A 23,632-nucleotide genomic window follows, 5' to 3' on the forward strand; every position below is an offset into this window, starting at 1 on the left:
CTCGGCCTCGCCGCCCGGACCGGCCGGGCGGACGAGCCCCGCACAACTCCTGCATTCCCGTCCCGGCCTCGCCCGGCCGCTCCGCCGGGTCCCCGCACAACTCCGGCACCGCGTTCCGCTGTCCGTGCACAACTCCTGCATCGGGCCCGAAATGGCAGCCGGAAGGGCCTGGTGAGCGTGGATGGCCACCACAATGCAGGAGTTATGCGCGCGCCGGGAGGAGGCGGGAGCGGGGATGCAGGAGTTGTGCCGGACGGGGAGGCAGCCAGGACGTGGCGGCGGGAGCGGGATGCAGGAGTTGTGCGGGCGGGAGGAAGGGAGGGAGGGAGGAAGGGAGGGAGGAAGGGAGGAGGGGGGACAGCCCCCGGAGGGATTGGGGAGGCGAGCGGATGGTGGGGGAGCGGCGGCCTCGGGAGGCTGGTGGGAGACTCTGGAGGAGAGAGATGACGACCATTGCCGCACCGTTGCCCCGCGCGACCTTCTGGCGCGAGTACGCCCAGCTGTGGAGACGCGTGCCCGGGAACGCCGTGTATCCGATCGCTGCGTTCGTGCTGGCGATGCTCTCGCTCAGCGTGCTCGCGAGCCTCTTCTTCACCGGTATCGGCCTCCTGGTCCTCGTGATCGGCCTGCCGCTCGTGGTCGGCGCGATGCTCGTGGCGCGCGGCTTCGCGATCGCCGATCGGTTCCTCCTGCGCCTCACGGGGCTCCCCGCCATCCCGGAGCCGGAGTGGAACCACGACACCCCGGGCCGCACGGGCTTCTGGGCCGTGCTCACCCGGCCGTTGCGCACCGCCCACTCCTGGACCGCGCTCGTGCACGGCATGCTCGTCGCTCCGGTGGTCAGCACGGTCTCGTTCGCGATCGCCGTCACCTGGCTCAGCATCAGCCTCGGCGGTTGGACGTACTGGTTCTGGGGCGGCTTCATCCCGCGCGGCAACGGCGGCGCGTGGGGGCGTTACGTCGCGGATGCCGTGCCGTGGGTGTTCGGCGGCTGGTCGTCGTGGAACGTCGAGGTCGTGCTGTACCTCATCGCGGGTGTGCTGTTCGGCTTTACGCTGCCGTGGGTGCTCGGCGGGCTCGCCGCCGGGCAGCATGCGATCGCCCGCGGGATGCTCGGGCGCTGGGAGTCGGACGATCTCGCGGTCGAGGTCCGCGCCGAGGCGGCCGCGCGGACGGCCGCGGTTCGCGCCGAGGAGCGGGAGCTACGGCGGCTCGAGCGCGACATCCACGACGGCCCGCAGCAGCGGCTCGTGCGGCTGCAACTCGACCTTGCGGCGCTCGAGCGGCGCGCCGCGGCGGGCGACGCGGATGCCGCGGCGGAGCTCGCGGCCGAGGCTCGTGTCCACGCGGCGGCGGCGCTCGACGAGCTGCGCGCGCTGTCCGCGGGGGTGGCCCCGCCGCTCCTGCAGGACCGCGGCCTGACCGCGGCGCTGGAGGCGCTGGCGCTCGCGAGCGCCGTGCCGGTCCGTTGCGAGCTGGCGCCCGGCCTCGACGCCGGTGTCGGGTCGGAGGTCGCGCGCACCGTGTACTTCACGGTCGCGGAGCTCCTGACGAACGTGACCAAGCACGCCGGGGCGCGCGGTGTGACCCTGCGCGCGGGGGTCGTGCAGCCCGCCCCGGGGGAGGCGCCGGTGCTGGAGGTGGTCGTTGCGGACGACGGCCACGGCGGCGCCCGGCTGGTGTCCGGTCACGGGCTGGAGGGCCTGACCGAGCGGGTGCGCGGACTCCGCGGCACGCTCGAGGCGCACTCGCCCGTCGGCGGCCCGACGACCGTCCAGGTGCGCATCCCGCTGCCGTCCGCGGAGTCGGGCGCATGAGCCCGGCCGGTCCCGGGTCCGGGCTGCGCGTGGCCCTCGTGGAGGACTCGCTCCTGCTGCGCGAAGGGCTCGTCCGGCTCTTCCAGGAGGCGGGCTACGTCACGGCCGGCGCCTGGCCCGATGCCACGGACGTCGTCGCGCGGGTGCGGACCGTCGACGCCGACGTGGCGGTGCTGGACGTCCGTCTCCCGCCGGGTTACCGCGACGAGGGCATCCAGGCCGCGATCGCGCTCCGCGCGGCGATGCCCACGCTCGGCATCCTCGTACTGAGCCAGTACGTCGAGGGTGCGTACGCGCGGGAGCTCCTCGCCGACGGCGAGGGCGGCGTGGGCTACCTGCTGAAGGACCGGGTGACCTCGCTCGACGAGTTCGCGGAGGCCGTCGAGCGCGTCCACGCGGGCGGTACGGTGCTCGACCCGCTCGTGGTCAAGGGACTGCTCGCCGCGCATTCGGATCCGCTCGCCGCGCTCACCCCGCGTGAGGGCGAGGTCCTCGCGCTCATGGCGGAGGGCCGCAGCAACTCCGCGATCGCGCAGCGCCTCACGATCGGCATCGGCGCGGTCGAGAAGAACATCCGCGCGATCTTCACGAAGCTCGGGCTGGAGGAGTCGTCGACCGAGCACCGGCGCGTGCTCGCGGTCCTCGCCTTCCTCCAGCGCCCCTGAGAGCAAGAACGAGGCCGGGAACGGACGAGGCCCCCGGATCTCTCCGGGGGCCTTGTGTGTTGCGGCTGCTCAGGCGCTGATGTGCGCGACGAGGAACCAGCGGTCCTTCTCGAGCCCGCGCGCGATCTCGATCGCGACGTCCTGGCTCGTGAGGTCCACCTCGTCGAGGCCGTCGATCGCGGCCTTCACGTCGACGATCACGGCGTCGATGTCGGCGACGATGGAGCGGACCGTGGCGTCCCACGGGGCGAAGCCGGCGGCGACCGCGGTGGCCTTCGCCTTGGCGGCGACGGTGGCGAGACGGGCGTCGATCGGAAGGCCGAGGGCGACGATGCGCTCCGCGGCGAGATCGGCTCCGTGCTGCGCGTGGTCCACGACCTCGTCGAGGAGCTCGTGGATCGCGATGAAGTTCGCGCCGCGGACGTTCCAGTGGGCCTGCTTGCCGTTGACCGCGAGGGCCTGCAGCCCGTGCGTGACCGGCGTGAGGAACTGCGCGGCGGCGGCGGCGACGGTGGGGTCGGCGGTGGTGGCGGGAGTGATGTCGGTGTCCGTCATGGTGGCCTCCGGTAGGGATGGGACGGGGACGATGGATTCCACGCTACTCAGGCGGAGAGTGACTGCAAGGATGCTGAGGCTTGCCTCGCACGCATAGAGTCGGGGCATGACGATCGCCGAGGACGCCTCCGTGCTCACCGTCGCCGGGCGGGCCCCGCGACTCGACTCCACCTCCTTCGTCGCCTCCGGAGCGCGCATCATCGGGGACGTGACTCTCGCCGAGGGCGCCAGCGTCTGGTACAACGCTGTCCTGCGCGGCGACAGCGCGGCGATCTTCGTCGGAGCGGGGAGCAACGTGCAGGACAACGTCTCCGTGCACGTCGACGCCGGCCTTCCGGTGGTCATCGGTGACGACGTCTCGATCGGGCACAACGCGGTCGTGCACGCATGCACCATCGGCGATCGGTCCCTCATCGGCATGGGCGCGGTCGTGCTCAGCGGCGCCGTCATCGGCGAGGGGAGCCTCGTCGCCGCGGGCGCCGTCGTGCTGGAGGGAACCGAGGTTCCGCCGGGATCCCTCGTGGCAGGTGTTCCCGGTCGCGTACGACGGCCGCTCACGGACGAGGAGCGTGCCGGCCTCGAGCGCAACGCGCAGCTGTACCGCATCCACCTCGGCCACCACTCGGCCGCCGCGCGCGGAGAATAGCCGTCCGAACGAGCCTGCGGTAGATCGAAATCTCACGGGAGACGATCGGCGCTTTCTGGGTTACGATCAGCCAGGAAGCCCCGAAATCCTCGGACCCGAACGAAGGAGATCTCGTGGGCACTCGTGAGGAGTGGCGTCCGTCCGCCCGTGCGGACGGCCTGAAGTCGTGCGATCCCTGGGGGATGCCGTGGCGGCGTGACCGTGCGGAGCGGCCGCTGGGGTAGCGGCGATGCGCGAGCTGGGGCGTGCCGGCACCCTCCGTCGAGCGATGGAGGCGGTGGATGGGACGCGCGAACCTGCCCTTCTGCTGCAGGGCCCGTCGGGCTCCGGGAAGTCGTACCTCCTGCGCGAGGCGGGGCGGCGCACGGCCATGCGGACCGTGCTCGTGGCGGCGCGTCCGACGGAGGAGTCGTGGCCCCTGTCGGGCATCGGATCGATCGCGACCGCGGTCGCCGGCGAACCGTATGCCGTGACCGCCCGCGAGCCGCTCTCGCTCGCGGCCGAGGCGATCCACGACATCGCCACCCACATGCTGGAGTTCCTGCGCGGGCGCGACGTCGGCGCGACCACGGTCCTGATCGACGACGTCGACCGGTTCGACCCGCAGAGCCGCGCGGTGCTCGGTTACCTCTCGACGCGGCTCGGCGGCTCCGGGCTCCATGTCCTCGGCACCGTGGAGCATGTGGGGGAGGACGATCCGCTCAGCGGCTTCCCGATCTGCGACATTCCCCCGCTCGACGCGGAGGAGGCCGCCGATCTCGTGCGGAACGCGCCGGTGTCGGCGGATGCCGTCACCGCGTCCATCCTGTTCTGGCAGAGCGGCGGGAACCCTGGCGCTCTGACCACGTCGCTCGAGAGCCTCACCCCGGAGGAGCGGTTCGGGCAGGCGAGCTTGCCGCTGCCCCTGCCGCCGCTGGGTCCCGCCGACGAGATCGCGGCGGCCGCGACCGAGGGGCTCCGCGATGACGCCCGCGAGCTGCTGCGCGCCCTGGCGGCGGCCCCGCTGACACCGCGGTCCGTGCTCGCCGAGAGCGCCGCGGAGGCGGACTCGCTCGCCGACCTCTTCCAGCTCCGCCTCGTCGAGGAGGTCGACTCCTACGTCCGCGTACGGAACCCGCTCGTCCGGGCGTCGGTCTACGGCTCGTTGTCGGCCCGGGAGCGGCGCGAGCTCCACGCGCTCCTGCGCCTGCGGGTCTACGACGTCGACGAGGCCCTCGCCGTCTGGCACGGCTCGTGGGCGGATCCCCAAGCCGTCTGGGGTCCCGCGCTCCTGTCGGCCGCGGCCCGGCTCATGCGGGCCGACCTTCGCGGCGCGGCGATCGAGTTCGCCGAGCGCGGGATGTCCGGACCCGGCAACGGCTCCCTCGCCGTGCGTGCGCTGGAGTTCGCCGGCACGCTCGTGGATGCCGGGCACCTCATGGCCGCGGGGCGCTACATCGCCCGTATCGACCGCGAGTCGCTGCCCCCGTCCGAGCAGCTGCCGTTCGCGCTTGCGCGCCTGGTCTCGGACGTCGCCCGCAACGGCCGGGTGTCCCTGTCCGAGGTGGATGCCGCCGCTGCCGTCCACGCGGAGGTCGATCCGGACGGCGCGGTCAGCCTCTGGTCCGTCAGCGCGCTCCTGCACGCTCTCGTCGACGACCTCCGCACCGCCGAGGTCGCGCTCGACGGGGGCGGCGTCTACCTCGACCGCGTCGGACCGACCGCGCGTGGCCTGCACCTCGGCGTGCGGGAACTGATCGGCGCGACGACGGGCGGCCACTGCAGCCCGATCGAGCCGCAAACGCTGCGTGAGCTCGCGCGGCACTCCACCGAGGAGCTCATCGCGCGTGGGCGCGCCCGGTCCGTGAGCGGCGACACGGAGGGGGCGGCGCGCATCTTCTCCCTCGTGATCGACCTGCCGGTACCGGTCGAGCCGCTGTGGCGCACGCTCGCGATCGTGCTGTCCGCCGACAACGCCCTCCGGGCGGGCGACCTGGGCGCCGCATCCTCCGCTGTCCAGCAGTTGCGTCGCGGAGCGCTGCCGCAGCTTCTCCGTCCGCTCGCCCAGCTCGTGGGCCTGCGCGTCGACCTCGTCGTCGACGACCTGGACGGCGCGGTCGACAGGCTCCGCGAGTGGACGAACATCCGCGGATGTTCGCCGGTCGCGCTGGCCGCCGGACACGTCGTGCTCGGGGAGCACGCGCTCATGCGCGGCGACCTGCACACCGCGCTGCGCGAACTGCAGTACGCCGATGGCCTCGGGGCCCCGCTCGCGAGCCCCGCCATGCTGCGGCATCATCCGGCCCTCATCGAGGCGCTCACGGCGATCGGTGACGAGGTCGGCGCGCGGAGCGCCCTCGAGACGCTCGAGTCGGCCGGCCGATCGATGCCCCACCCGTGGACGCAGCGGGCGGTCCTCGTCGGGCGCGCACTCGTGGCGCGGGGCGAGGAGTCGCGGCGCCTGTTCGACGCGGCCGCCCACGCCGCCGCATCCGCCGACCCCGGATACGAGAGCGCGATGCTCCTCGTGCGTCGCGCGCGCCGGCTGCGCGCGCTGGGCGCCGTCGACCTCGAGTTCGCGGCGCTGCAGGCGCGAACGAGCCTCGAGCGCGTCGGGGCACGGGGATGGGCGCGGCTGTTCGAGCACTCCGTGACGGTCGCGCCGGCGCCGGTTTCGCCGACGCTCCTGGACGAGCTGACGATCGAGGAACGGTCCGTTGTCGAGCTCGTGCTGCAGGGCATGCAGAACAAGGAGATCGCGGCGCGGCTGTTCATCTCACTTCGCACGGTGGAGCTGCGGCTCACCCACATCTATCGGAAGACCGGCGCGCGGTCCCGGTCCCACCTCGTCTCGCTGGTCGCCTGACGCATTCGGCGCCGACCGTGCGGGCGGCGCCGGAGGGACCACGCTTGCGATCGACGCCGCGCGGCGCACGGGGCTGAGCCAGCGCCCGTCCGTCTTCCCCCGCAGCGCGATGCGAAGAGCCTGGAGGCACAGCAGCGCGTCCAGGATGCGCAGCAGTGGGAACACGAGTCCGCGCCACAGGTACGACGGTCGGCCGGTGGCGACTGCTGCCGCGATCGTGAGGAGGTAGTCCGGCACGACGACGGCGAGGGCGATTGCCCAGACCGGGATCGCCCCGGCGATCTGGTCGAGCGCAGGGTCGGGCGTGAGGGCGGCGGCCACCGCGACGACGGCGCTGAAGAGGAGGAGCGGCAGGACGAGCACGAGCAGCACGCTCGAGAGCACGAGCTCTACGAGGAACGCGCCGAGCGCCGTCCAGAAGAGGCCGCGGTGCGCGCCGTGGCGGCCCACGGTCTGCCAGAAGCCGAGGTTCCAGCGCCGCACCTGCTTGGCGTAGTCGTGCAGGGTCGCCGGATCCTGCGTCCGGGCGACCGCGGCGGACGGATGGAACGCGACGCGTCCGAGGTGCTTCGCGTGCACCTCGAACGTCATGTTGTAGTCCTCGATCGCGAGGCCCGGAGCGGAGATGTCGACGTCCGCGAGGATGCGCGTGCGATACATGCTCGCGAAGCCGGGCACGATCGTCACGGCGTTGGCCCACCGGGCCGCCTGGCCGAACTTGTGCAGGTACTGCATCGCGAGGTAGACCCGCTGCCGATAGGCGACGAGGATCCGCCCGATCCGCGTCGCGGCCGGCGGGTCGAAGAGGGTGGCCGCCGAGCCGGCCACTGCGACGACCTCGGGGTCGGCGAAGGGCGGGAGGCCTGTCGTGAGGTAGTCGTCGTCGAGCTGCGTGTCGGCGTCGAGGAGGAGGAGCACCTCGAAGCGGTCGGCGATCTCGAAGTGGGCGATCGCCGCCTCGATCGCGCCGGCCTTGCCGCGGTTGGGCGTGAGGTCCCACGCGGACGCTCCCTCTTCTCGCGCGATCTCCGCCGTGCGATCTGTCGACCCGTCCGAGACGACGAAGACGTTCCTCATCGGGAGGAGCCGGCCGGCCGAGCGGACCGTGTCGCGGATGACGAGCTCCTCGTTGTGTGCCGCGATCAGGACGGCGACGTCGGCGGGCTCGGGATGCCGGCGCCAGCGCGGGCGCGCGCCGTACCGCGCCGTGCTCACGCGGATGAGCGCGGCCACCACCCACACGGGAGTGGTCACGCCCACGACGAGCAAAGCGACCAGGAAGAAGGTCGCGACACCATCCATCCTTCGACCGTAGAGCCCCTCGGGCCGTGTGTGACCGCAGACCCGCAGGCGGTCATCCGCAGAGGCCCGCAACGCCGTTTGCGGGCCTCCACAGCATTGCTTCGGTTCCGTTGACCGGGCTTTCCAGCGGGGGCAAAAGTGAGCCCCACGGCCCCTCGGAGCCTCGCTCCTGCAGCCCCACGAGGCCGTGACGCCGACCACCCGGCAGCCACGCATGACCCGATCTGACCCGGAGACCCGCCATGACCACTCTCGATCCGCGACCCCCTGCGCCGTCGCTCCTCTTGCCCGAGGCCGCGCTCCCCGAGGACTCCCTCGGCCTCTTCGACTACGACGTCGCCATCGTCGGCCTCGGCTACGTCGGGCTCCCGACGGCGCTCGCGTACCACGCGGCGGGCACCCGGGTGCTGGCCCTCGACGTCTCGGCCGCGCGGCTGCGGACGATCCGCTCGCAGAACGCGGACCTGCTCCCCAACGACCGCGAGCGGCTCCGCGCCGCGCTCCGCGACCCGGGCTTCGCCCTCACCGGCGACGTGTCCCGGTTGAGCTCCGCGGCCGCCGTCGTCGTCTGCGTCCCCACCCCCGTGGACGCGCACCTCGTCCCCGACCTCCACCTCATCGCGGGCGCCTGTCGCACGGTCGTCGAGCACGCGGTCCCCGGCCAGCTCCTCATGCTCACCTCCACGACGTACGTCGGATGCACGAAGGACCTCCTGGTCGACCCGCTCATCGAGCGCGGGTTCGTGCCTGGCGAGAACATCCACGTCGCGTTCAGTGCCGAGCGGATCGATCCCGGCAACGACGCCGTCGCGCACGACGACGTCCCGCGCGTCGTCGGCGGCGCGACGGACGCGTGCGAGGAGCGGGCCGAAGAGCTGCTGCTCCAGTACGCGGCATCCGTCCACCGCGTCCACGGCCTCGGTGCCGCGGAGATGACGAAGTTGCTGGAGAACACCTTCCGAGCCGTCAACATCGCGCTCGCCAACGAGTTCGCCGACATCTGCCGCGCGCTCGACATCCCGGTCACGGATGTCATCGACGCCGCAGCCACGAAGCCCTACGGCTTCATGCGGTTCCTCCCGGGACCGGGTGTCGGCGGGCACTGCATCCCGTGCGACCCGCACTACCTGCTCTGGCAGCTGAAGGCACGTCGCGTGCCGGCGCCGATGATCACGCAGGCGATGGAGGAGATCGCGCACCGGCCGCGTCGCGTCGTCGACCGCGCCCGGGACATCCTCTCCGACCTCGGCCGCGGCCTCGGCGGCACCCGGGTGCTCGTCGTCGGCGTCACGTACAAGCCGGACGTCGCCGACCTCCGGGAATCGCCCGCGCTCGAGATCCTCGACTCGCTCGCCGACGCCGGCGCGACGGTCGGCTTCGTCGACCCGTTCGTCGACGCCGTGCGTCTGCCGAGCGGACGGATGCTGCACGCCGAGCGGTCCGCCGAAGCGTACGGCGCGGGCCTCGTGATCCTCCATACTCCCCACCGCGATCTCGACCTGAGCTGGCTCGGCGACGACCAGCTCGTGCTCGACGCGACCTACCGCGCGACGGGCGTGTCCCGTCTCGCCGTCCTCTGAGGGGGTGCGTGATGCTCACCGTCATCACCGGGGGCGCCGGCTTCATCGGCAGCCACCTCACCGAACACCTGCTCGCCGCCGGCGACGAGGTCGTCATCCTCGACGACTTCTCGACCGGCAGCATGGCCAACCTCGCCCACCTGCGGCGCTCGCACGCCCTACACATCGTGAAGGGCTCCGTCCTCGACGAGATGCTCGTGCGGTCCGTCGTCCGCGGCAGCGACCGCATCTTCCACCTCGCCGCCGCCGTGGGCGTGCGGCGGATCGTGGAGCAGCCGCTGGAGAGCCTGCGCACGAACCTCCGCGGCACGGAGAACGTGCTCGAGGCGGCCGCGGAGGGAGACGTCGACACTCTCGTCGTCTCGACCTCCGAGGTCTACGGCAAGAACACCTCCGACGCCCTGTCGGAGGACGCGGACCACATCATCGGCTCGCCGCTCATCTCGCGGTGGTCCTATGCGATGGCCAAGGCGATCGACGAAGCGTTCGCGGTCGCCTACCTGAAGGAGTACGGCCTGCCCGTGCGGATCGTTCGCCCCTTCAACACGGTCGGTGCCCGACAGACCGGCCGGTACGGGATGGTTCTGCCCAATCTCGTCGGACAGGCTCTGCGGGGGGAGCCGCTCACCGTGTTCGGAGACGGGCAGCAGACACGCTGCTTCTCCTCCGTTCACGACATCGCCCCGGCGATCGCCCGCATTGCGGAGTCGCCACAGGCGATAGGCCGCGCCGTCAATCTCGGCGGTGCGCAGGAGATCTCGATCATGGCGCTCGCCGAGCGCGTGCTCGAGGTCACCGGAAGCGACAGCCCTATCGTGCTCGTCCCGTACGAGGACGCCTACGGCGAAGGGTACGAGGACATGCGACGCCGTGTCCCCGACAACACCCTCGCCGGGGAGCTGATCGGCTATTCGCCCCGGACCGGGATCGACGAGATGATCCGTGACGTCGCGGGTCTCGGCGATCCGGGCCTCGCGCGGGCGGACACGGGTCCCGCCCGCGCGATGGCGGGGGGTCGCTGATGTGCGGCATCGTCGCCTGTCGCACGCACCGTGCCGCAGGCCCGTTCCTGCTTCAGGCCCTCCGTCTCCTCGAGTACCGCGGCTACGACTCCGTCGGTATCACGCTCCGCACGCACGAGGGAATCCTCGTCACCACCCGGAGTGTCCACCGCATCGAGGATCTCGCCGACCGGCTCGCCGCCGGGCCCTCCGGCGCGCACGTCGGTATCGGCCACACCCGCTGGGCGACGCACGGCGGTGTCACCGAGGGCAACGCCCACCCGCACCGCGACTGCACTGGACGGATCGCGCTCGCGCACAACGGGATCATCGAGAACGCCGATCTGCTGCGGACCGAGCTCGTCGCCCGCGGCCATCGGTTCGCGTCCGACGTCGACTCCGAGGTGGTCTGCCACCTCATCGAGGAGCAGCTCGTGGACGGCGGCGACCTCGCCAGCGCTGTCGAGGTGGCCGTCGCCCGCCTGGAGGGGAGCTGGGCGCTCGTCGTCCTCGACGCCGAGACCGGCGCGATGGCCGCCACCGCGCACGGCTCGCCGCTGCTGGTCGCGCATTCGCGGCTCGGCAGCTTCGCCGCGAGCGACGCGACCGCGATCGCCGACTGGGTCGAGGAGGCGCACCCGCTCCGCGAGGGCGAGATCGTCGTCCTCGGGGACCAGCTCGCCTGGCACGGCGCGCCGGATGCCGAGCACGTGCCGGTCCGCATCGCGGAGGCGCGGCGCGACGTCGAGGCGCACGGATTCGCCGACTTCATGGCGAAGGAGATCGCGGAGCAGCCCGCCGTCGCGCGGGGCATCCTGCGCGAGCTCCTCCCGGGCGCCGCGGACGGCCGTCTGTGGCGCCAGCTCGGAACCGGCGACGTCGATCGCATCGCGATCGTCGGATGCGGCACGTCCCTCAATGCGGGACGGATCGTGGCCCAGGCGTTCTCGCGGATCGGACGGATTCCGACCGAGTCGCTCGTCGCGAGCGAGGCGACCGGAGCCGTCCTCGGCCCGCGGACGCTCGTGCTCGCGTTCAGCCAGTCGGGCGAGACCGCGGACGTGCTCCGTGCGATCGAGGCGATCGGGGACGCGGCATCCGTCGTCGCGATCACGAACAACCCGCACTCGAGCCTGGCCTGGCTGTCGCGATCGATCGTGCCGTGCCAGGCGGGCCCCGAGGTCGGCGTTGCCGCGACGAAGACGTTCACGGCGCAGGTCGTCACCGGCCTCTGCGTCGCCGTCTCGGCCCTCGTCGCGACCGGTCGGCTGACCGACGCCCGCGCGGGCGAGCTGATCGACGCACTGTCGGCCATCCCGGACGAGCTCGAACACGCCGCGCGCGTGTCGGCACCGCTCATGGCGGGGCTCGTCGCCCGCACGCGCGCCGCGGGGGGGTTCCTCTTCCTCGGTCGGGGCCCCGCGGTCCCCTACGCGGACGAGGGTGCGCTGAAGCTCAAGGAGCTGACGTACCGGTGGGCCGAGGCCTATCCGGCGGGGGAGCTGAAGCATGGCCCCCTCGCGCTCGTCGAACCGGGGGTCCCGATCATCGCGATCGACGACGGCGCGCCGCGGCTCGCCGGGAACCTCGCCGAGGTCGCCGCCCGTGGCGGTGACGTGATCCGCGTCGGAGGCGCGGGGAGCGACATCCCCGCGCTGGCCGGCACCGCGCAGGAGTGGGGGCCGCTCGCCGCGGTCGTCCCGCTGCAGATGTTTGCCCGTGACCTCGCCTTGGCGCTCGGTCGCGACGTCGAGAAGCCTCGCAATCTTGCGAAGGCCGTCACCGTCGAATAAGACCCGGAGGACTGAAGAATGAACCCGTACAAGCGCGGTGGCCTGGTCGCCGCGCTGACTGCCCTCGCAGCCGCGATCGCCATTGCGATCCCGGTCGTGTCGGCCAACGTGCCGACATCGACGGATCCTGTCTCCGCGCCGGTGTCGACGTCGCAGCCGAGCTCCTCCGCGAGCCCGACGGCGCCGCCCACCGTCACGAACCCGAACAGCCGTGTGGCGCCCGGGTCGCAGAATCCGTTCCGCTTCCCGGGCCGTGGCAATCACGGGCACCCGACTCCGACGCCGACACCCACACCGACGCCGACTCCGACGCCGACTCCGACTCCCACGCCGACGCCGACGCCGACGCCGACGCCGAAACCGACGCCGACGCCGACTCCCACGCCGACGCCGACGCCGACTCCCACGCCGACGCCGACTCCGACGCCGACTCCCACGCCGACGCCAACGCCGACTCCCACGCCGACGCCGACTCCCACGCCGACTCCGACGCCGACTCCCACGCCGACGCCGACGCCGACGCCGACTCCGACGCCGACTCCCACCCCGACGCCCACCCCGACGGGACCCGCCACGATCGTGAGCTTTACGTTCGATGACGGCACCGACATGCAGACCGCGGCCGGCTCGATCCTCGCGGCCCACGGCTACCAGGGGACGTTCTTCGTCAATTCGGGTCACATCGGTCTCGCCGGCTTCCTCACGCTTGCCGACCTGCACACGCTCGCGGGTGAGGGCCACGAGATCGCCGGACACACCGTCACTCACCCGGACCTGACGCTCCTTCCGCAGGACGAGGTATCGCGGCAGATCTGCGACGACCGCTCGCAGCTCCTCGCGTGGGGCTTCCCGGTTCGTAGCTTCGCGTATCCGTTCGCGGCGGTGAACGCCATGGCCGAGCAGACGGCCCAGGCGTGCGGCTACGACAGCGCACGCGGCCTCGGTGACATCGCGTCCCAGGTCGGATGCGCCGGCTGCGGGCTCTCCGAGTCCATCCCGCCGGCGGATCCGTACTACACGAAGGCGCTCGACGAGTTCGACAGCACCTGGACGCTGCAGGATCTCGAGAACCGGGTGATCGCCGCGGAGAGTGTAGGCGGCTGGCTACAGTTCACCTTCCACGACATTTGCACGACATCGTGTGGGTCGCTCTCGATCAGTCAGTCGATGCTGAGTCAGTTCATGGATTGGATGAACTCGTGGGCTGCGAGCCACAACACGACCGTCAAGACGGTAGGTGACGTGATCGGCGGGCCCGTGAAGCCCGCAGTCGCGGGGCCCGCGGTGCCGCCGCCGGCACCGGGTGGCAGCAACGGCGTGAACAACCCGGGTCTGGAGCAGCAGGTAGGCAATACCTTGCCCGCGTGCTGGAGCCCGGCCTCGTACGGGACGAACACCCCGGCGTTCGCCCTCGTCTCGCCCGGACACAGCGGCCTGTACGCGAGCCAGATCACGATGACCGGCTACGTCAGCGGGGACGCGAAGATCCTGCAGACGTTCGATCTCGGGGCCTGCGCGCCGAGCGTGGCCACGGGAGGGGTCTACTCGCTCAGAGCCTGGTACACCTCGACGACCGTGACGCAGTTCGCCGTCTATCTCCGTACGACACAGGGCGGATGGGTCTACTGGACCTCGAGCCCCTGGTTCCCGGCGACGTCCACCTGGACGCAGGCGGCTTGGACGACACCTGCGGTCCCGGCCGGCTACACAGGGATCAGCTTCGGGTTGAACATCTTCAGCAACGGGGTCCTGACGACGGATGATTATGGGATGTACGACGTCACCGGCGCACCGCCGCTCGCCCCCGGGGCGATCGACGTGACGCCGCCGCCCGCCCCGCCCGCGGCCGCCGCACCGCTGGCGGCCACGCCGACGCCGACGCCGACGCCCACCCCGACGCCGACTCCCACGCCGACTCCGACGCCGACGGCCGGGACGGGCTCGACCGGATCGTCCGGCTCGACGGGTACCGGCGGCACGCCACCGGCGACCACGCCGCCGCCGGCAGCCCCCACGCCGAGCCAACCCCCGGCGCCGGTTCCCACCCCGCCCAGCGCGGGACCCACCCCGCCCGCCACTCCGCCGGCTGACCCGCCGGCACCGGCCGCCACCCCGCCGTCCACGCCGCCGAAGCAAGATTCGACGCCGACTCCGACGGCCACGAACCCCGCCACCCCTGCACAGTGACGAGGAATCGGCGCCCCCGTTCAGGCCCCGCTCTGGGGGCCTGGGCGGGGGCGCTCCTGCTCGCCCTGTCGGCGTGCACCGCGTCCCCGGCTCCGACTCCCATGACCCCGACCCGTTCGGCGCCCACGCTGCGCGTCCCCTCACCGACACGCTCCGTGACGCCGACCCCGACGCCCACGACGCCGCCCCCCTCCGCGGCCGCACCCGCACCTCCGGCCGCCGGGGGAGCGCCGCCCGTGGGCGGATCGGGTGCGAGCTCCTATCCGTGGCACCGGAACATCGTCTCCACGACGTTCTGGGTGGGGGAGATCTTCAACCCGAACGCCTCGGACGGCAGCCAGGTGTACTCGACGTACGACTCCGGCTGGCTCGCGAGCTACGGCGGCTGCGACGGCGTCAGCTCCGGAGGGAAGTGCGAAACGGAGGCGCGCAGCGCCGCGAACGGCTACTTCCCGACATCCATGACGCCCCAACAGAACCCGTTCTACCTCGACCTGCCGTTCGACGACATCAACAACTCCCACGCGTTCGCCATCCGCGATTCGGTCATCCCGTGGGCGAACCAGCAACCGTACGCGGCGCACCACGGCGACTCGAACTTCAGCTACATGAAGAACCGCTGGGTGGAGCTGGTCCGCGGGAACCAGCACTGCTACGGCCAGATCGAGGATGCCGGACCGGGCGTCTACGACGACGCCAACTACGTGTTCGGCTCGAACGACGCCCGCCCCGCGAACCGTGACTTCAACGGCGCCGGCATGGACGTGTCGCCGGCCCTGACCGGCTGCCTCGGCTTCCCCGACATCAACGGCGACAACGCGACCGTCGACTGGCGCTTCATCGAGGCATCCGACGTCCCCGCCGGCCCCTGGCTCCGCCTCGTGACGACCTCCGGCGTCCGCTGACCGCGCGGCTGTTGGAGGGGCGGACGGGAATCGAACCCGCGTAATTAGTTTGGAAGACTAAGGCTCTACCATTGAGCTACCGCCCCAGAAGGTGCCCTGCGGCACCGTTCGAGCATAGGGCATCGCCTCGCCCGGCTCCGTCGGGAGCGCGGGGTCGGGTCGGCTAGACTTCTCTGGGCCGTCTGCGCGCACGCGTGCGTGCGCGCCCGCTCGGGGCGTAGCTCAGCTTGGTAGAGCGCCCGCTTTGGGAGCGGGAGGCCGCAGGTTCAAATCCTGTCGCCCCGACGTCATGAAAGGCCCCGAGCCTTCCGCCACCGCGATGACCGCGGGAATCAGAGGAGAACGAACAGGCATGGTCACGAGCACCGTCGAGACGCTCAGCCCGACGCGGGTGAAGCTGCACATCACGGTCACTCCGGAGGAGCTGAAGCCCAGCATCTCCCACGCGTACGAGCACATCGCGCAGGACGTGCAGGTGCCCGGCTTCCGCAAGGGCAAGGTGCCGGCGCCGATCATCGACCAGCGCGTCGGACGCGGCGCCGTCATCGAGCACGCCGTCAACGAGGGCCTCGACCAGTTCTACCGGGATGCCGTGACCGAGAACGACATCCGCGTGATCGGCCGGCCCAGCGCCGAGGTCATTACGTGGCCGAGCAACAAGGACTTCTCGGGCGATCTCGAGGTCGAGATCGAGGTCGACGTCCGCCCCGACTTCGCGCTGCCCGCTTACGAGGGCACCACGATCACCGTCGACGCCGTCGAGATCGACGAGGCGAAGGTCGACGAGGAGCTGGACCGGCTCCGCGGCCGCTTCGGCACGCTCATCACGGTCGACCGTCCGGCCACGACCGGCGACTTCGTCGAGCTCGACCTCGTCGCCGCGATCGACGGCACCGAGATCGACCGCGCCGAGGGCGTCTCGTACGAGATCGGCTCGGGCGAGCTGCTCGAGGGCATCGACGAGGCGATCGACTCGCTGACCGCCGGCGAGGACACCACGTTCCGCTCGTCGCTCATCGGCGGCGAGCACGCCGGTGAGGAGGCCGAGGTCTCGGTCACCGTCACCGCGGTCAAGGAGCGCGAGCTGCCCGAGGCCGACGACGACTTCGCGCAGATCGCGAGCGAGTTCGACACGCTCGCCGAGCTCCGCGAGAGCCTCAAGGAGCGCATCGGCCAGCAGTCGACCTTCACGCAGGGTGCGGCGGCGCGCGACAAGCTCGTCGAGCAGCTCCTCGAGCAGGTGGAGATCCCCGTGCCGCCGAAGCTCATCGAGGACGAGGTGCACAATCACCTCGAGGGTGAGGGTCGTCTCGAGGACGACGAGCACCGCGCCGAGGTGACGGAGTCCTCGACCCGCCAGTTCCGCACGCAGATGCTGCTCGACAAGCTCGCCGAGGCGACGAACGTCCAGGTCTCGCAGGAGGAGCTCACGCAGTACCTCATCCAGAGCTCCGCGCAGTACGGCATGGCGCCGCAGGAGTTCATCGAGGCGCTGCAGAGCAACAACCAGCTGCCCGCCATCGTCGGCGAGGTCGCCCGTAACAAGGCCCTCGCGATCGCGCTCGGTCGGGTGAACGTCGTCGACTCCGCGGGCTCCCCGGTCGACCTCGCGGGCTTCGTCGCCATCGCGGACGAGGTCGCCGCCGAGGAGGACGTCGTCGAGGAGGCGCAGGAGATCGCGGATGCCGCGGCCGAGACCGAAGAGGCGCCCGCGGAGGCCGCCCCCGCGAAGAAGCCGGCCCGCAAGCGCGCGCCGAAGAAGGCTGCCGACGAGTCCTGACCCGACCCGTGACGAAGGGGTGGATGCCACGGCATCCACCCCTTCGTCGTTCCCGCCCGCGGCCCTCGATCTGCCGACGGCGAACACGGGCGGGGCGTCGATGGCGCGCCGGTAGATTCGGTGGCACGTAACGGAAAAACGGGAGCACACATGGCTGAACCGCTTATCGCGCCGAACGTCTTCGACAGGCTGCTGCGCGACCGCATCATCTGGCTGGGGTCGGAGGTGCGCGACGACAACGCCAACGAGATCTGCGCCAAGATCCTCCTCCTCGCGGCCGAGGACCCGGAGAGGGACATCTACCTCTACATCAACTCGCCCGGCGGCTCGATCACCGCCGGCATGGCGATCTACGACACGATGCAGTTCGTCCCGAACGACATCGTCACCGTCGGCATCGGCATGGCGGCGTCCATGGGCCAGCTGCTCCTCACGAGCGGCACGAAGGGCAAGCGGTACATCACGCCGAACGCCCGCGTCCTGCTGCACCAGCCGCACGGCGGGTTCGGCGGCACGTCGAGCGACATCCAGACGCAGGCGCAGCTCATCATCGACATGAAGAACCGCCTCGCCCAGATCACCGCCGACCAGACCGGCAAGACCGTCGAGCAGGTCAACGCCGACGGTGACCGCGACCGTTGGTTCACGGCGCAGGAGGCACTCGAATACGGCTTCGTCGACCACATCCGCGAGCACGCGGCGGATGTCTCCGGCGGCGGCGGCACCGGTGCGGACGAGAACGGAGAGAAGAACTGATGAACACCCCGAGCTTCGGCGCGCCGCAGGGCCTGCAGCTGCCCGGCAGCCGCTACATCCTCCCGCAGTTCGAGGAGCGCACGGCCTACGGCTACAAGCGTCAGGACCCCTACAACAAGCTCTTCGAGGACCGGGTCATCTTCCTGGGCGTGCAGGTCGACGACGCGTCGGCCGACGACGTCATGGCCCAGCTCCTCGTGCTGGAGAGCCAGGATCCCGACCGCGACATCATCATGTACATCAACTCGCCCGGCGGCTCGTTCACGGCCATGACGGCGATCTACGACACGATGCAGTACGTCTCGCCGCAGATCCAGACGGTCGTGCTCGGCCAGGCGGCCTCGGCCGCGTCGGTCCTGCTCGCGGCGGGCACGCCCGGCAAGCGCCTCGCGCTGCCGAACGCCCGCATCCTCATCCACCAGCCCGCCATCGGCGGCTCGGGCCACGGCCAGGCGTCCGACATCGAGATCCAGGCGCAGGAGATCCTCCGGATGCGCACCTGGCTCGAGGAGACGCTGGCGAAGCACTCGAACCGCTCCGTCGAGCAGGTCAACAAGGACATCGACCGCGACAAGATCCTCTCCGCGGAGGAGGCGGTCGAGTACGGCCTCGTCGACCAGGTGCTCACGACCCGCAAGCGGACGCCCGCGGCGATCGCGAAGTAACCCGGGCCCGCGCCATCGGATGCCCCGTCGCCCTGCGCGGCGGGGCATCCGTGCGTAATTGGACCGAAATCCCGGCCGATGTCGGTGGCAGCGGATAGGCTCGGGAAGATCGAAGACGACAGGGTGAGCGCCCGCGAAGAGGAGACGTGACATGGCACGCATCGGTGAGAGCGCCGACCTGTTCAAGTGCTCCTTCTGCGGGAAGAGCCAGAAGCAGGTGCAGCAGCTGATCGCCGGTCCGGGCGTCTACATCTGCGACGAGTGCGTCGAGCTTTGCAACGAGATCATCGAGGAGCGGATGGCGGAGCAGGGCTCCGGCGTCGTCTCCGACTTCGATCTGCCGAAGCCGCGCGAGATCTTCGCGTTCCTCGAGGAGTACGTCGTCGGCCAGGAGGACGCGAAGCGCGCCCTGTCCGTCGCGGTCTACAACCACTACAAGCGCGTCCGCGCGCACGCGACGATCCAGAGCGCCGAGCAGCGCGCCGAAGAGGTCGAGATCGCCAAGAGCAACATCCTGCTGATCGGCCCCACCGGCTGTGGCAAGACCTACCTCGCGCAGACGCTCGCGAAGCGGCTGAACGTCCCGTTCGCGGTGGCGGACGCCACGGCCCTGACCGAGGCCGGCTACGTGGGGGAGGACGTCGAGAACATCCTCCTGAAGCTCATCCAGGCGGCCGACTTCGACACCAAGCGCGCCGAGACCGGCATCATCTACATCGACGAGGTCGACAAGATCGCGCGCAAGGCCGAGAACCCCTCGATCACGCGCGACGTCTCGGGCGAGGGCGTGCAGCAGGCGCTCCTGAAGATCCTCGAGGGCACGGTGGCCTCTGTTCCCCCGCAGGGCGGGCGGAAGCACCCGCACCAGGAGTTCATCCAGATCGACACGACGAACGTGCTGTTCATCGTCGCCGGCGCCTTCGCCGGGCTGGAGGACATCATCTCCTCGCGCGTCGGCAAGCACGGCGTCGGCTTCGGTGCTCCGCTCCAGGACAAGGACGACAACGCCGACCTCTTCAGCGAGGTCCAGCCGGAGGATCTCCACCGGTTCGGGCTCATCCCGGAGTTCATCGGCCGTCTGCCGGTCGTCGCATCCGTGGCGCCGCTCGACCGTGCGGCCCTCATGGAGATCCTCACGGAGCCGAAGAACGCGCTGGTCAAGCAGTACCAGCGGATGTTCCAGCTCGACGACGTCGAGCTCGAGTTCGAGCGCGATGCGCTGGAGGCTATCGCCGACCTCGCGGTCGTCCGGAAGACCGGCGCCCGCGGGCTCCGCGCCATCCTCGAGGACGTGCTCGGCCCGATCATGTTCGAGATCCCCTCCGCGGAGGACGTCGACAAGGTGATCGTCACCCGCGCGGCCGTCGACGAGGGCGCGCCCCCCACCCTGGTCTTCCGCCAGAAGCGCAAGTCCGCCTGATCGGCACCTGGGCGCGGGGCCCCGGCACCTGATCGGATTCCAGGCGCGAGCCCGTCATCAGGGGAGGGGATGTGAGCAGCGGAGGACGGATCCCGGTCTCCCGGTCCTCCGCTCGTCCCATCTCCTCCGCTGGTAACGCGCGGGCTCAGGAACTCGTGGGCTCAGACGAAGTCGTCGTCGGGGTCGTGCTGGACCACGACCTCGCCGTCGGCGGTGACCGTCACCATCACGCCCGTCTCGAGCTCGGCGACGGGCCGACCCTCGAGCCAGGTCAGCGTCCACCACGGGTTCGGCTGGCCGAGCAGGTCCGGCGGCATGGCCTCCTCGACCGCGCGGATCTGCGCCCGCAGGTTCTCGGGCACGGATGCCGGGGGCACGTCGCCGGCGCGCCAGCGGGTCCCGAGCCTCACGCAAGCACCTCGCCGAGCTCGATCTCGACGATGGTCACGGCATCCGCCTCGACGAACGTGATCTCCGAGATCCGGCCGACGGCGCGAAGGTCGCCCTCCGCGAGCCGCAGCGCGGCGATCGTCGCGGCGGGAGCCCCGAGCACGAGCCGCGTGATGGGGGTCTTCTGCGAGGCCTTCGCCTCCGTCTTCGCGCGACGGATGCCGACGAGCGCCTCACTCGCCGCGGCGAGCACGGCGAGGTCGCCGTCGATCTCCAGAGCGGCGGGCCAGCCGGCGGTGTGGATCGACCCCTCCTCGAACCACGACCAGGCCTCCTCCGTCGCGAACGCGAGGAACGGCGCGAGGAGTCGGAGCTGCGTGGAGAGCGCGCGTCGCAGCGCCAGAGCGGCGGAGGCCTGCCCGACGTCGGTCTGGTCGTACGCGCGCTCCTTCACGAGCTCGAGGTAGTCGTCGCAGAAGGTCCAGAAGAACGCCTCGGTCAGCTCCAGTGCGCGGGCGTGGTCGTACGACTCGAACGCGCGTGTCGCGTCGCGGACGACGCCGTCGAGCGTCGCGAGCATCGATGCGTCCAGCGCGTTCGTGATCTGCGCGCCCTCGGGCACCGGGAACGACAGCACGAACTTCGCGGCGTTGAGCACCTTGATCGCGAGCCGGCGGCCGATCTTGATCTGCGTGGGGTTCTGCGGGTCGAAGGCGGCGTCGGTGCCGAGCCGGCTCGACGCGGCCCAGTAGCGGACGGCATCCGATCCGTGCTGCGCGAGGATGTCCGCGGGCGTGACGACGTTGCCCTTCGACTTCGACATCTTCTTGCGGTCGGGGTCGACGATGAAGCCGGAGATCGCGGCATCCGTCCAGGGCGCGCGGTCGTCCTGCAGGATGCTGCGGAGCATCGTGGAGAACAGCCACGTGCGGATGATGTCCTGTCCCTGCGGGCGCAGGTCGAACGGGGCGACGAGCGGCCACAGCTCCTCGTCGCGCTCCCAACCGCCCGCGAGCTGCGGGGTGAGGGAGGACGTCGCCCACGTGTCGAAGATGTCGCTCTCGCCGACGAAGCCGCCCGGGACGCCGCGCTGGGCCTCCTCGTAGCCGGCCGGCACGTCGATCGTGGGATCGACCGGGAGCTGGCCCGCCGCCGGCGTCAGCACGCGCGTGTAGTCGCGCTCGCCGTTCTCGTCCAGCGTGTACCAGACCGGGATCGGGACGCCGAAGAACCGCTGGCGTGACACGAGCCAGTCGCCCGTGAGCCCGCCGACCCAGTTCTCGTAGCGCACGCGCATGAAATCGGGGTGCCAGCGCAGCTCGCGGCCGAGCCCGATGAGGCGCTCCCGGAGGTCGGCATCGCGCGCGCCGTTGCGGAGGTACCACTGGCGGGTCGAGACGATCTCGAGCGGGCGGTCGCCCTTCTCGAAGAACTTGACCGCGTGCGAGAAGGGCTTCGAGACCTCGAGCAGCTCGCCGGATTCGGTCAGCAGCTCGACGATCCGCTTCCGCGCGCTGAAGACGGTCTTACCCGCGAGCTCCGCGTAGGCGGTCTTCGCGGCATCCGTGGTGACGGCGTCCGGGGCATCCGCGAGCACGCGGCCGTCCTGACCGATGATCGTGCGGTTCGGCAGGTCGAGCTCGCGCCACCAGATGATGTCGGTCACGTCGCCGAACGTGCAGATCATGGCGATGCCGGAGCCCTTGTCGGGCTGCGCGAGCGGATGCGCCAGCACGGGCACCTCGACGCCGAACAGCGGCGTCGAGACGGTGGTGCCGAACAACGGCTGGTAGCGCTCGTCGTCCGGGTGCGCGACGAGCGCGACACAGGCAGCGAGGAGTTCGGGGCGTGTCGTCTCGATGAGGATGTCGCCCGCGCCGTCGGTGCGGTGGAAGGCGAGGCGGTGAAAGGACGCCTGCTGGTCGCGGTCCTCGAGCTCGGCCTGCGCGATCGCGGAGCGGAAGTCCACGTCCCACAGCGTCGGGGCGAGGGCCTGGTAGGCCTCGCCGCGCTCGAGGTTGCGGAGGAACGCGAGCTGGCTCGTGCGGATCGTGTCCTCGGAGATCGTGCGGTACGTCTGGGTCCAGTCCACGCTCAGGCCGAGGTCGCGCCAGAGGGCCTCGAACGCCTTCTCGTCCTCGACCGTGAGCCGCTCGCACAGCTCGGTGAAGTTCGGACGGCTGATCGGCACCTGGTCGGCGGCCTTGCTCGACTTGTTGTCGCCGCCCTCGTACGGGGGCACGAAGTCGGGCACGTAGGGGAGCGACGGGTCGCAGCGCACGCCGTAGTAGTTCTGCACGCGGCGCTCGGTGGGGAGGCCGTTGTCGTCCCAGCCCATGGGATAGAAGACGACCTTCCCGCGCATCCGCTCGAACCGGGCCATGACGTCGGTATGGGTGAAGCTGAACACGTGGCCGATGTGGAGGCTGCCGCTCGCGGTGGGCGGGGGAGTGTCGACCGAGAACACGCCGGCCCTGCCGACCTCGCGGGCCGCTTCGCGGTCGAACAGGTAGGTCCCGTGGGCGGTCCACGCGGCATCCCACTTCTGCTCGAGCCCTTCGAGGGCGGGCTTCTCGGGGATTTCGGCCATGCGGATCTCCTATGGGCGGCACCGTGTGAGCGTGCCTGGGTGGGGAATGCCTCGATTCTACCGGCCCACCCGCGCCCGCCCGGATCAGTCCTCGAGGCGCAGCCCCAGTGCAGCCGCCAGGAGGGGCGCGAGCTCGTGGGCCTGCGCCTCGGAGATGGTCGCTCCCCGCAGCGAGGCCGGATCCGTCACGCTCGACAGCTCGGCGCCCCGGAGGTCCAGGTCCTCGGACCGAAGCTCACGCGCGTCGAGTTCGTCCACCACCGTGCCCGGCAGTGCGACGCGCGTGAGGGTCGCGCGGGGAAGATCCATCGCGCCGATCCGGCAGTCCGCGATCCGGAGGTCGACGACACGGGCAGAGGCGAGGCTCAGGTAGTCGATCCGGATTCCGCGCAGCTCGACCTCGTCAAGCTCGGCATCGGCGAGGTCGAGCGTGCCGATCCGTCCGCCCCTCATGCGCGTCCGCCGCCACCGCGCACCTCGGGCCGAGAAGGTCGTCACGCGCAACGCCTCGATCTCGACGTCGACCAGCGTCGCGCCCGTGAGGTCGAGCCGATCGCCGGCGTCGCCCGACAGGATGCACTCCGTGAGCCGCGCGTGCGGGCCGGTGTCGCCCGCCACCTGGGCCTGCAGGAGGTCGGCCCGCGGCGCCAGGTCGGCGATCCCGAGGTCCGCGGGAAGATCCGGCGCGCCGATGCGGGGCGCGGCGGGTCCGGAGCTGCGGCGGGCCATGCGCCC

At 71.2% G+C, this 23,632-nt stretch carries 19 protein-coding genes and 2 tRNA genes; 14 read left to right on the top strand and 7 right to left on the bottom strand.

Annotated features, from left to right (window positions below; translation table 11 throughout):
* Positions 1-443: 443 nt before the first annotated feature.
* Positions 444-1,817 carry a sensor domain-containing protein gene (locus tag ABCS02_RS23640; protein ID WP_345838152.1) on the top strand — a complete coding sequence of 458 codons (1,374 nt, stop codon included), beginning with the start codon at positions 444-446 and terminating at the stop codon, positions 1,815-1,817.
* Positions 1,814-2,482, top strand: coding sequence for a response regulator transcription factor (locus ABCS02_RS23645; protein WP_345838153.1), 669 nt, complete (start codon positions 1,814-1,816; stop codon positions 2,480-2,482). Before ABCS02_RS23640 ends, ABCS02_RS23645 begins: the two co-directional genes overlap by 4 nt.
* A 69-nt stretch (positions 2,483-2,551) precedes the next feature.
* Here ABCS02_RS23645 and ABCS02_RS23650 read toward each other — a convergent pair whose 3' ends face one another.
* Positions 2,552-3,037, bottom strand: coding sequence for a DNA starvation/stationary phase protection protein (locus tag ABCS02_RS23650; RefSeq protein WP_345838154.1), 486 nt, complete (start codon positions 3,035-3,037; stop codon positions 2,552-2,554).
* Positions 3,038-3,143: 106 nt separating this feature from the next.
* Here ABCS02_RS23650 and ABCS02_RS23655 point away from each other — a divergent pair, with 106 nt between their 5' ends.
* Both ABCS02_RS23655 and ABCS02_RS23660 read left to right on the top strand, forming a co-directional pair.
* Positions 3,144-3,683, top strand: coding sequence for a gamma carbonic anhydrase family protein (locus tag ABCS02_RS23655; RefSeq protein ID WP_345838155.1), 540 nt, complete (start codon positions 3,144-3,146; stop codon positions 3,681-3,683).
* Positions 3,684-3,912: 229 nt separating this feature from the next.
* Entirely contained in the window at positions 3,913-6,528 is a 2,616-nt protein-coding gene (locus ABCS02_RS23660; RefSeq protein WP_345838156.1) for a LuxR C-terminal-related transcriptional regulator, read from the top strand.
* Here the strand turns inward: ABCS02_RS23660 and ABCS02_RS23665 are convergent.
* Complete coding sequence (locus ABCS02_RS23665) at positions 6,439-7,830, bottom strand: glycosyltransferase (RefSeq protein WP_345838157.1); 1,392 nt, start codon at positions 7,828-7,830, stop codon at positions 6,439-6,441. The genes ABCS02_RS23660 and ABCS02_RS23665 overlap by 90 nt on opposite strands.
* Positions 7,831-8,072: 242 nt before the next feature.
* On the opposite strand from ABCS02_RS23665, the gene ABCS02_RS23670 reads away from it, so the two are divergent.
* From ABCS02_RS23670 to glmS, 3 genes are read left to right on the top strand one after another with little or no spacing between them, the layout of a single operon-like run.
* Positions 8,073-9,410 carry a nucleotide sugar dehydrogenase gene (locus tag ABCS02_RS23670; RefSeq protein ID WP_345838158.1) on the top strand — a complete coding sequence of 446 codons (1,338 nt, stop codon included), beginning with the start codon at positions 8,073-8,075 and terminating at the stop codon, positions 9,408-9,410.
* 11 nt (positions 9,411-9,421) lie between these two features.
* Positions 9,422-10,432 (top strand): GDP-mannose 4,6-dehydratase, encoded by a 1,011-nt coding sequence (locus ABCS02_RS23675; RefSeq protein ID WP_345838159.1) that lies wholly within the window; start codon positions 9,422-9,424, stop codon positions 10,430-10,432.
* Positions 10,432-12,204 (top strand): glutamine--fructose-6-phosphate transaminase (isomerizing), encoded by a 1,773-nt coding sequence (gene glmS, locus ABCS02_RS23680; RefSeq protein WP_345838160.1) that lies wholly within the window; start codon positions 10,432-10,434, stop codon positions 12,202-12,204. Before ABCS02_RS23675 ends, glmS begins: the two co-directional genes overlap by 1 nt.
* 260 nt (positions 12,205-12,464) lie before the next feature.
* On the opposite strand, the gene ABCS02_RS23685 is transcribed toward glmS, so the two are convergent.
* Positions 12,465-12,779, bottom strand: coding sequence for a hypothetical protein (locus tag ABCS02_RS23685; RefSeq protein WP_345838161.1), 315 nt, complete (start codon positions 12,777-12,779; stop codon positions 12,465-12,467).
* Positions 12,780-12,783: 4 nt separating this feature from the next.
* Here ABCS02_RS23685 and ABCS02_RS23690 point away from each other — a divergent pair, with 4 nt between their 5' ends.
* On the top strand, positions 12,784-14,391 hold the full coding sequence (locus tag ABCS02_RS23690) for a polysaccharide deacetylase family protein (protein ID WP_345838162.1): 1,608 nt from the start codon (positions 12,784-12,786) through the stop codon (positions 14,389-14,391).
* 236 nt (positions 14,392-14,627) lie between these two features.
* Positions 14,628-15,296, top strand: coding sequence for a hypothetical protein (locus ABCS02_RS23695; RefSeq protein ID WP_345838163.1), 669 nt, complete (start codon positions 14,628-14,630; stop codon positions 15,294-15,296).
* A 12-nt stretch (positions 15,297-15,308) separates the two neighbouring features.
* Here ABCS02_RS23695 and ABCS02_RS23700 read toward each other — a convergent pair.
* Positions 15,309-15,382, bottom strand: a tRNA-Gly gene (locus ABCS02_RS23700).
* A 125-nt stretch (positions 15,383-15,507) separates the two neighbouring features.
* Here ABCS02_RS23700 and ABCS02_RS23705 point away from each other — a divergent pair.
* The 5 genes from ABCS02_RS23705 to clpX all read left to right on the top strand — a co-directional run bounded on the left by ABCS02_RS23705 (position 15,508) and on the right by clpX (position 19,917).
* Positions 15,508-15,581: transfer RNA gene (locus ABCS02_RS23705), tRNA-Pro, on the top strand.
* A gap of 67 nt (positions 15,582-15,648) precedes the next feature.
* Positions 15,649-17,076 (top strand): trigger factor, encoded by a 1,428-nt coding sequence (tig, locus tag ABCS02_RS23710; RefSeq protein ID WP_345838164.1) that lies wholly within the window; start codon positions 15,649-15,651, stop codon positions 17,074-17,076.
* 150 nt (positions 17,077-17,226) lie between these two features.
* Positions 17,227-17,832, top strand: a complete 606-nt coding sequence (locus ABCS02_RS23715) for an ATP-dependent Clp protease proteolytic subunit (RefSeq protein WP_345838165.1) — start codon at positions 17,227-17,229, stop codon at positions 17,830-17,832.
* The gene (locus tag ABCS02_RS23720; protein ID WP_345838166.1) at positions 17,832-18,497 is read left to right on the top strand and encodes an ATP-dependent Clp protease proteolytic subunit; all 666 of its coding nucleotides are present in this window, start codon (positions 17,832-17,834) and stop codon (positions 18,495-18,497) included. Before ABCS02_RS23715 ends, ABCS02_RS23720 begins: the two co-directional genes overlap by 1 nt.
* Before the next feature lie 151 nt (positions 18,498-18,648).
* Positions 18,649-19,917 carry an ATP-dependent Clp protease ATP-binding subunit ClpX gene (gene clpX, locus ABCS02_RS23725; protein ID WP_345838167.1) on the top strand — a complete coding sequence of 423 codons (1,269 nt, stop codon included), beginning with the start codon at positions 18,649-18,651 and terminating at the stop codon, positions 19,915-19,917.
* Positions 19,918-20,078: 161 nt separating this feature from the next.
* On the opposite strand, the gene ABCS02_RS23730 is transcribed toward clpX, so the two are convergent.
* The 3 genes from ABCS02_RS23730 to ABCS02_RS23740 all read right to left on the bottom strand — a co-directional run bounded on the left by ABCS02_RS23730 (position 20,079) and on the right by ABCS02_RS23740 (position 23,626).
* Positions 20,079-20,327: a hypothetical protein gene (locus tag ABCS02_RS23730; protein WP_345838168.1), complete on the bottom strand. Its 249-nt coding sequence runs from the start codon at positions 20,325-20,327 to the stop codon at positions 20,079-20,081.
* Positions 20,324-22,897 carry a valine--tRNA ligase gene (gene valS / locus ABCS02_RS23735; RefSeq protein WP_345838169.1) on the bottom strand — a complete coding sequence of 858 codons (2,574 nt, stop codon included), beginning with the start codon at positions 22,895-22,897 and terminating at the stop codon, positions 20,324-20,326. The genes ABCS02_RS23730 and valS overlap by 4 nt, the downstream gene beginning before the upstream one ends.
* Before the next feature lie 84 nt (positions 22,898-22,981).
* A complete protein-coding gene (locus ABCS02_RS23740; protein ID WP_345838170.1) occupies positions 22,982-23,626 on the bottom strand; it encodes a pentapeptide repeat-containing protein in 645 nt (214 codons plus the stop codon).
* Between the last annotated feature and the right edge of the window lie 6 nt (positions 23,627-23,632).

The sequence above is a fragment of the Microbacterium sp. X-17 genome, assembly GCF_039615055.1.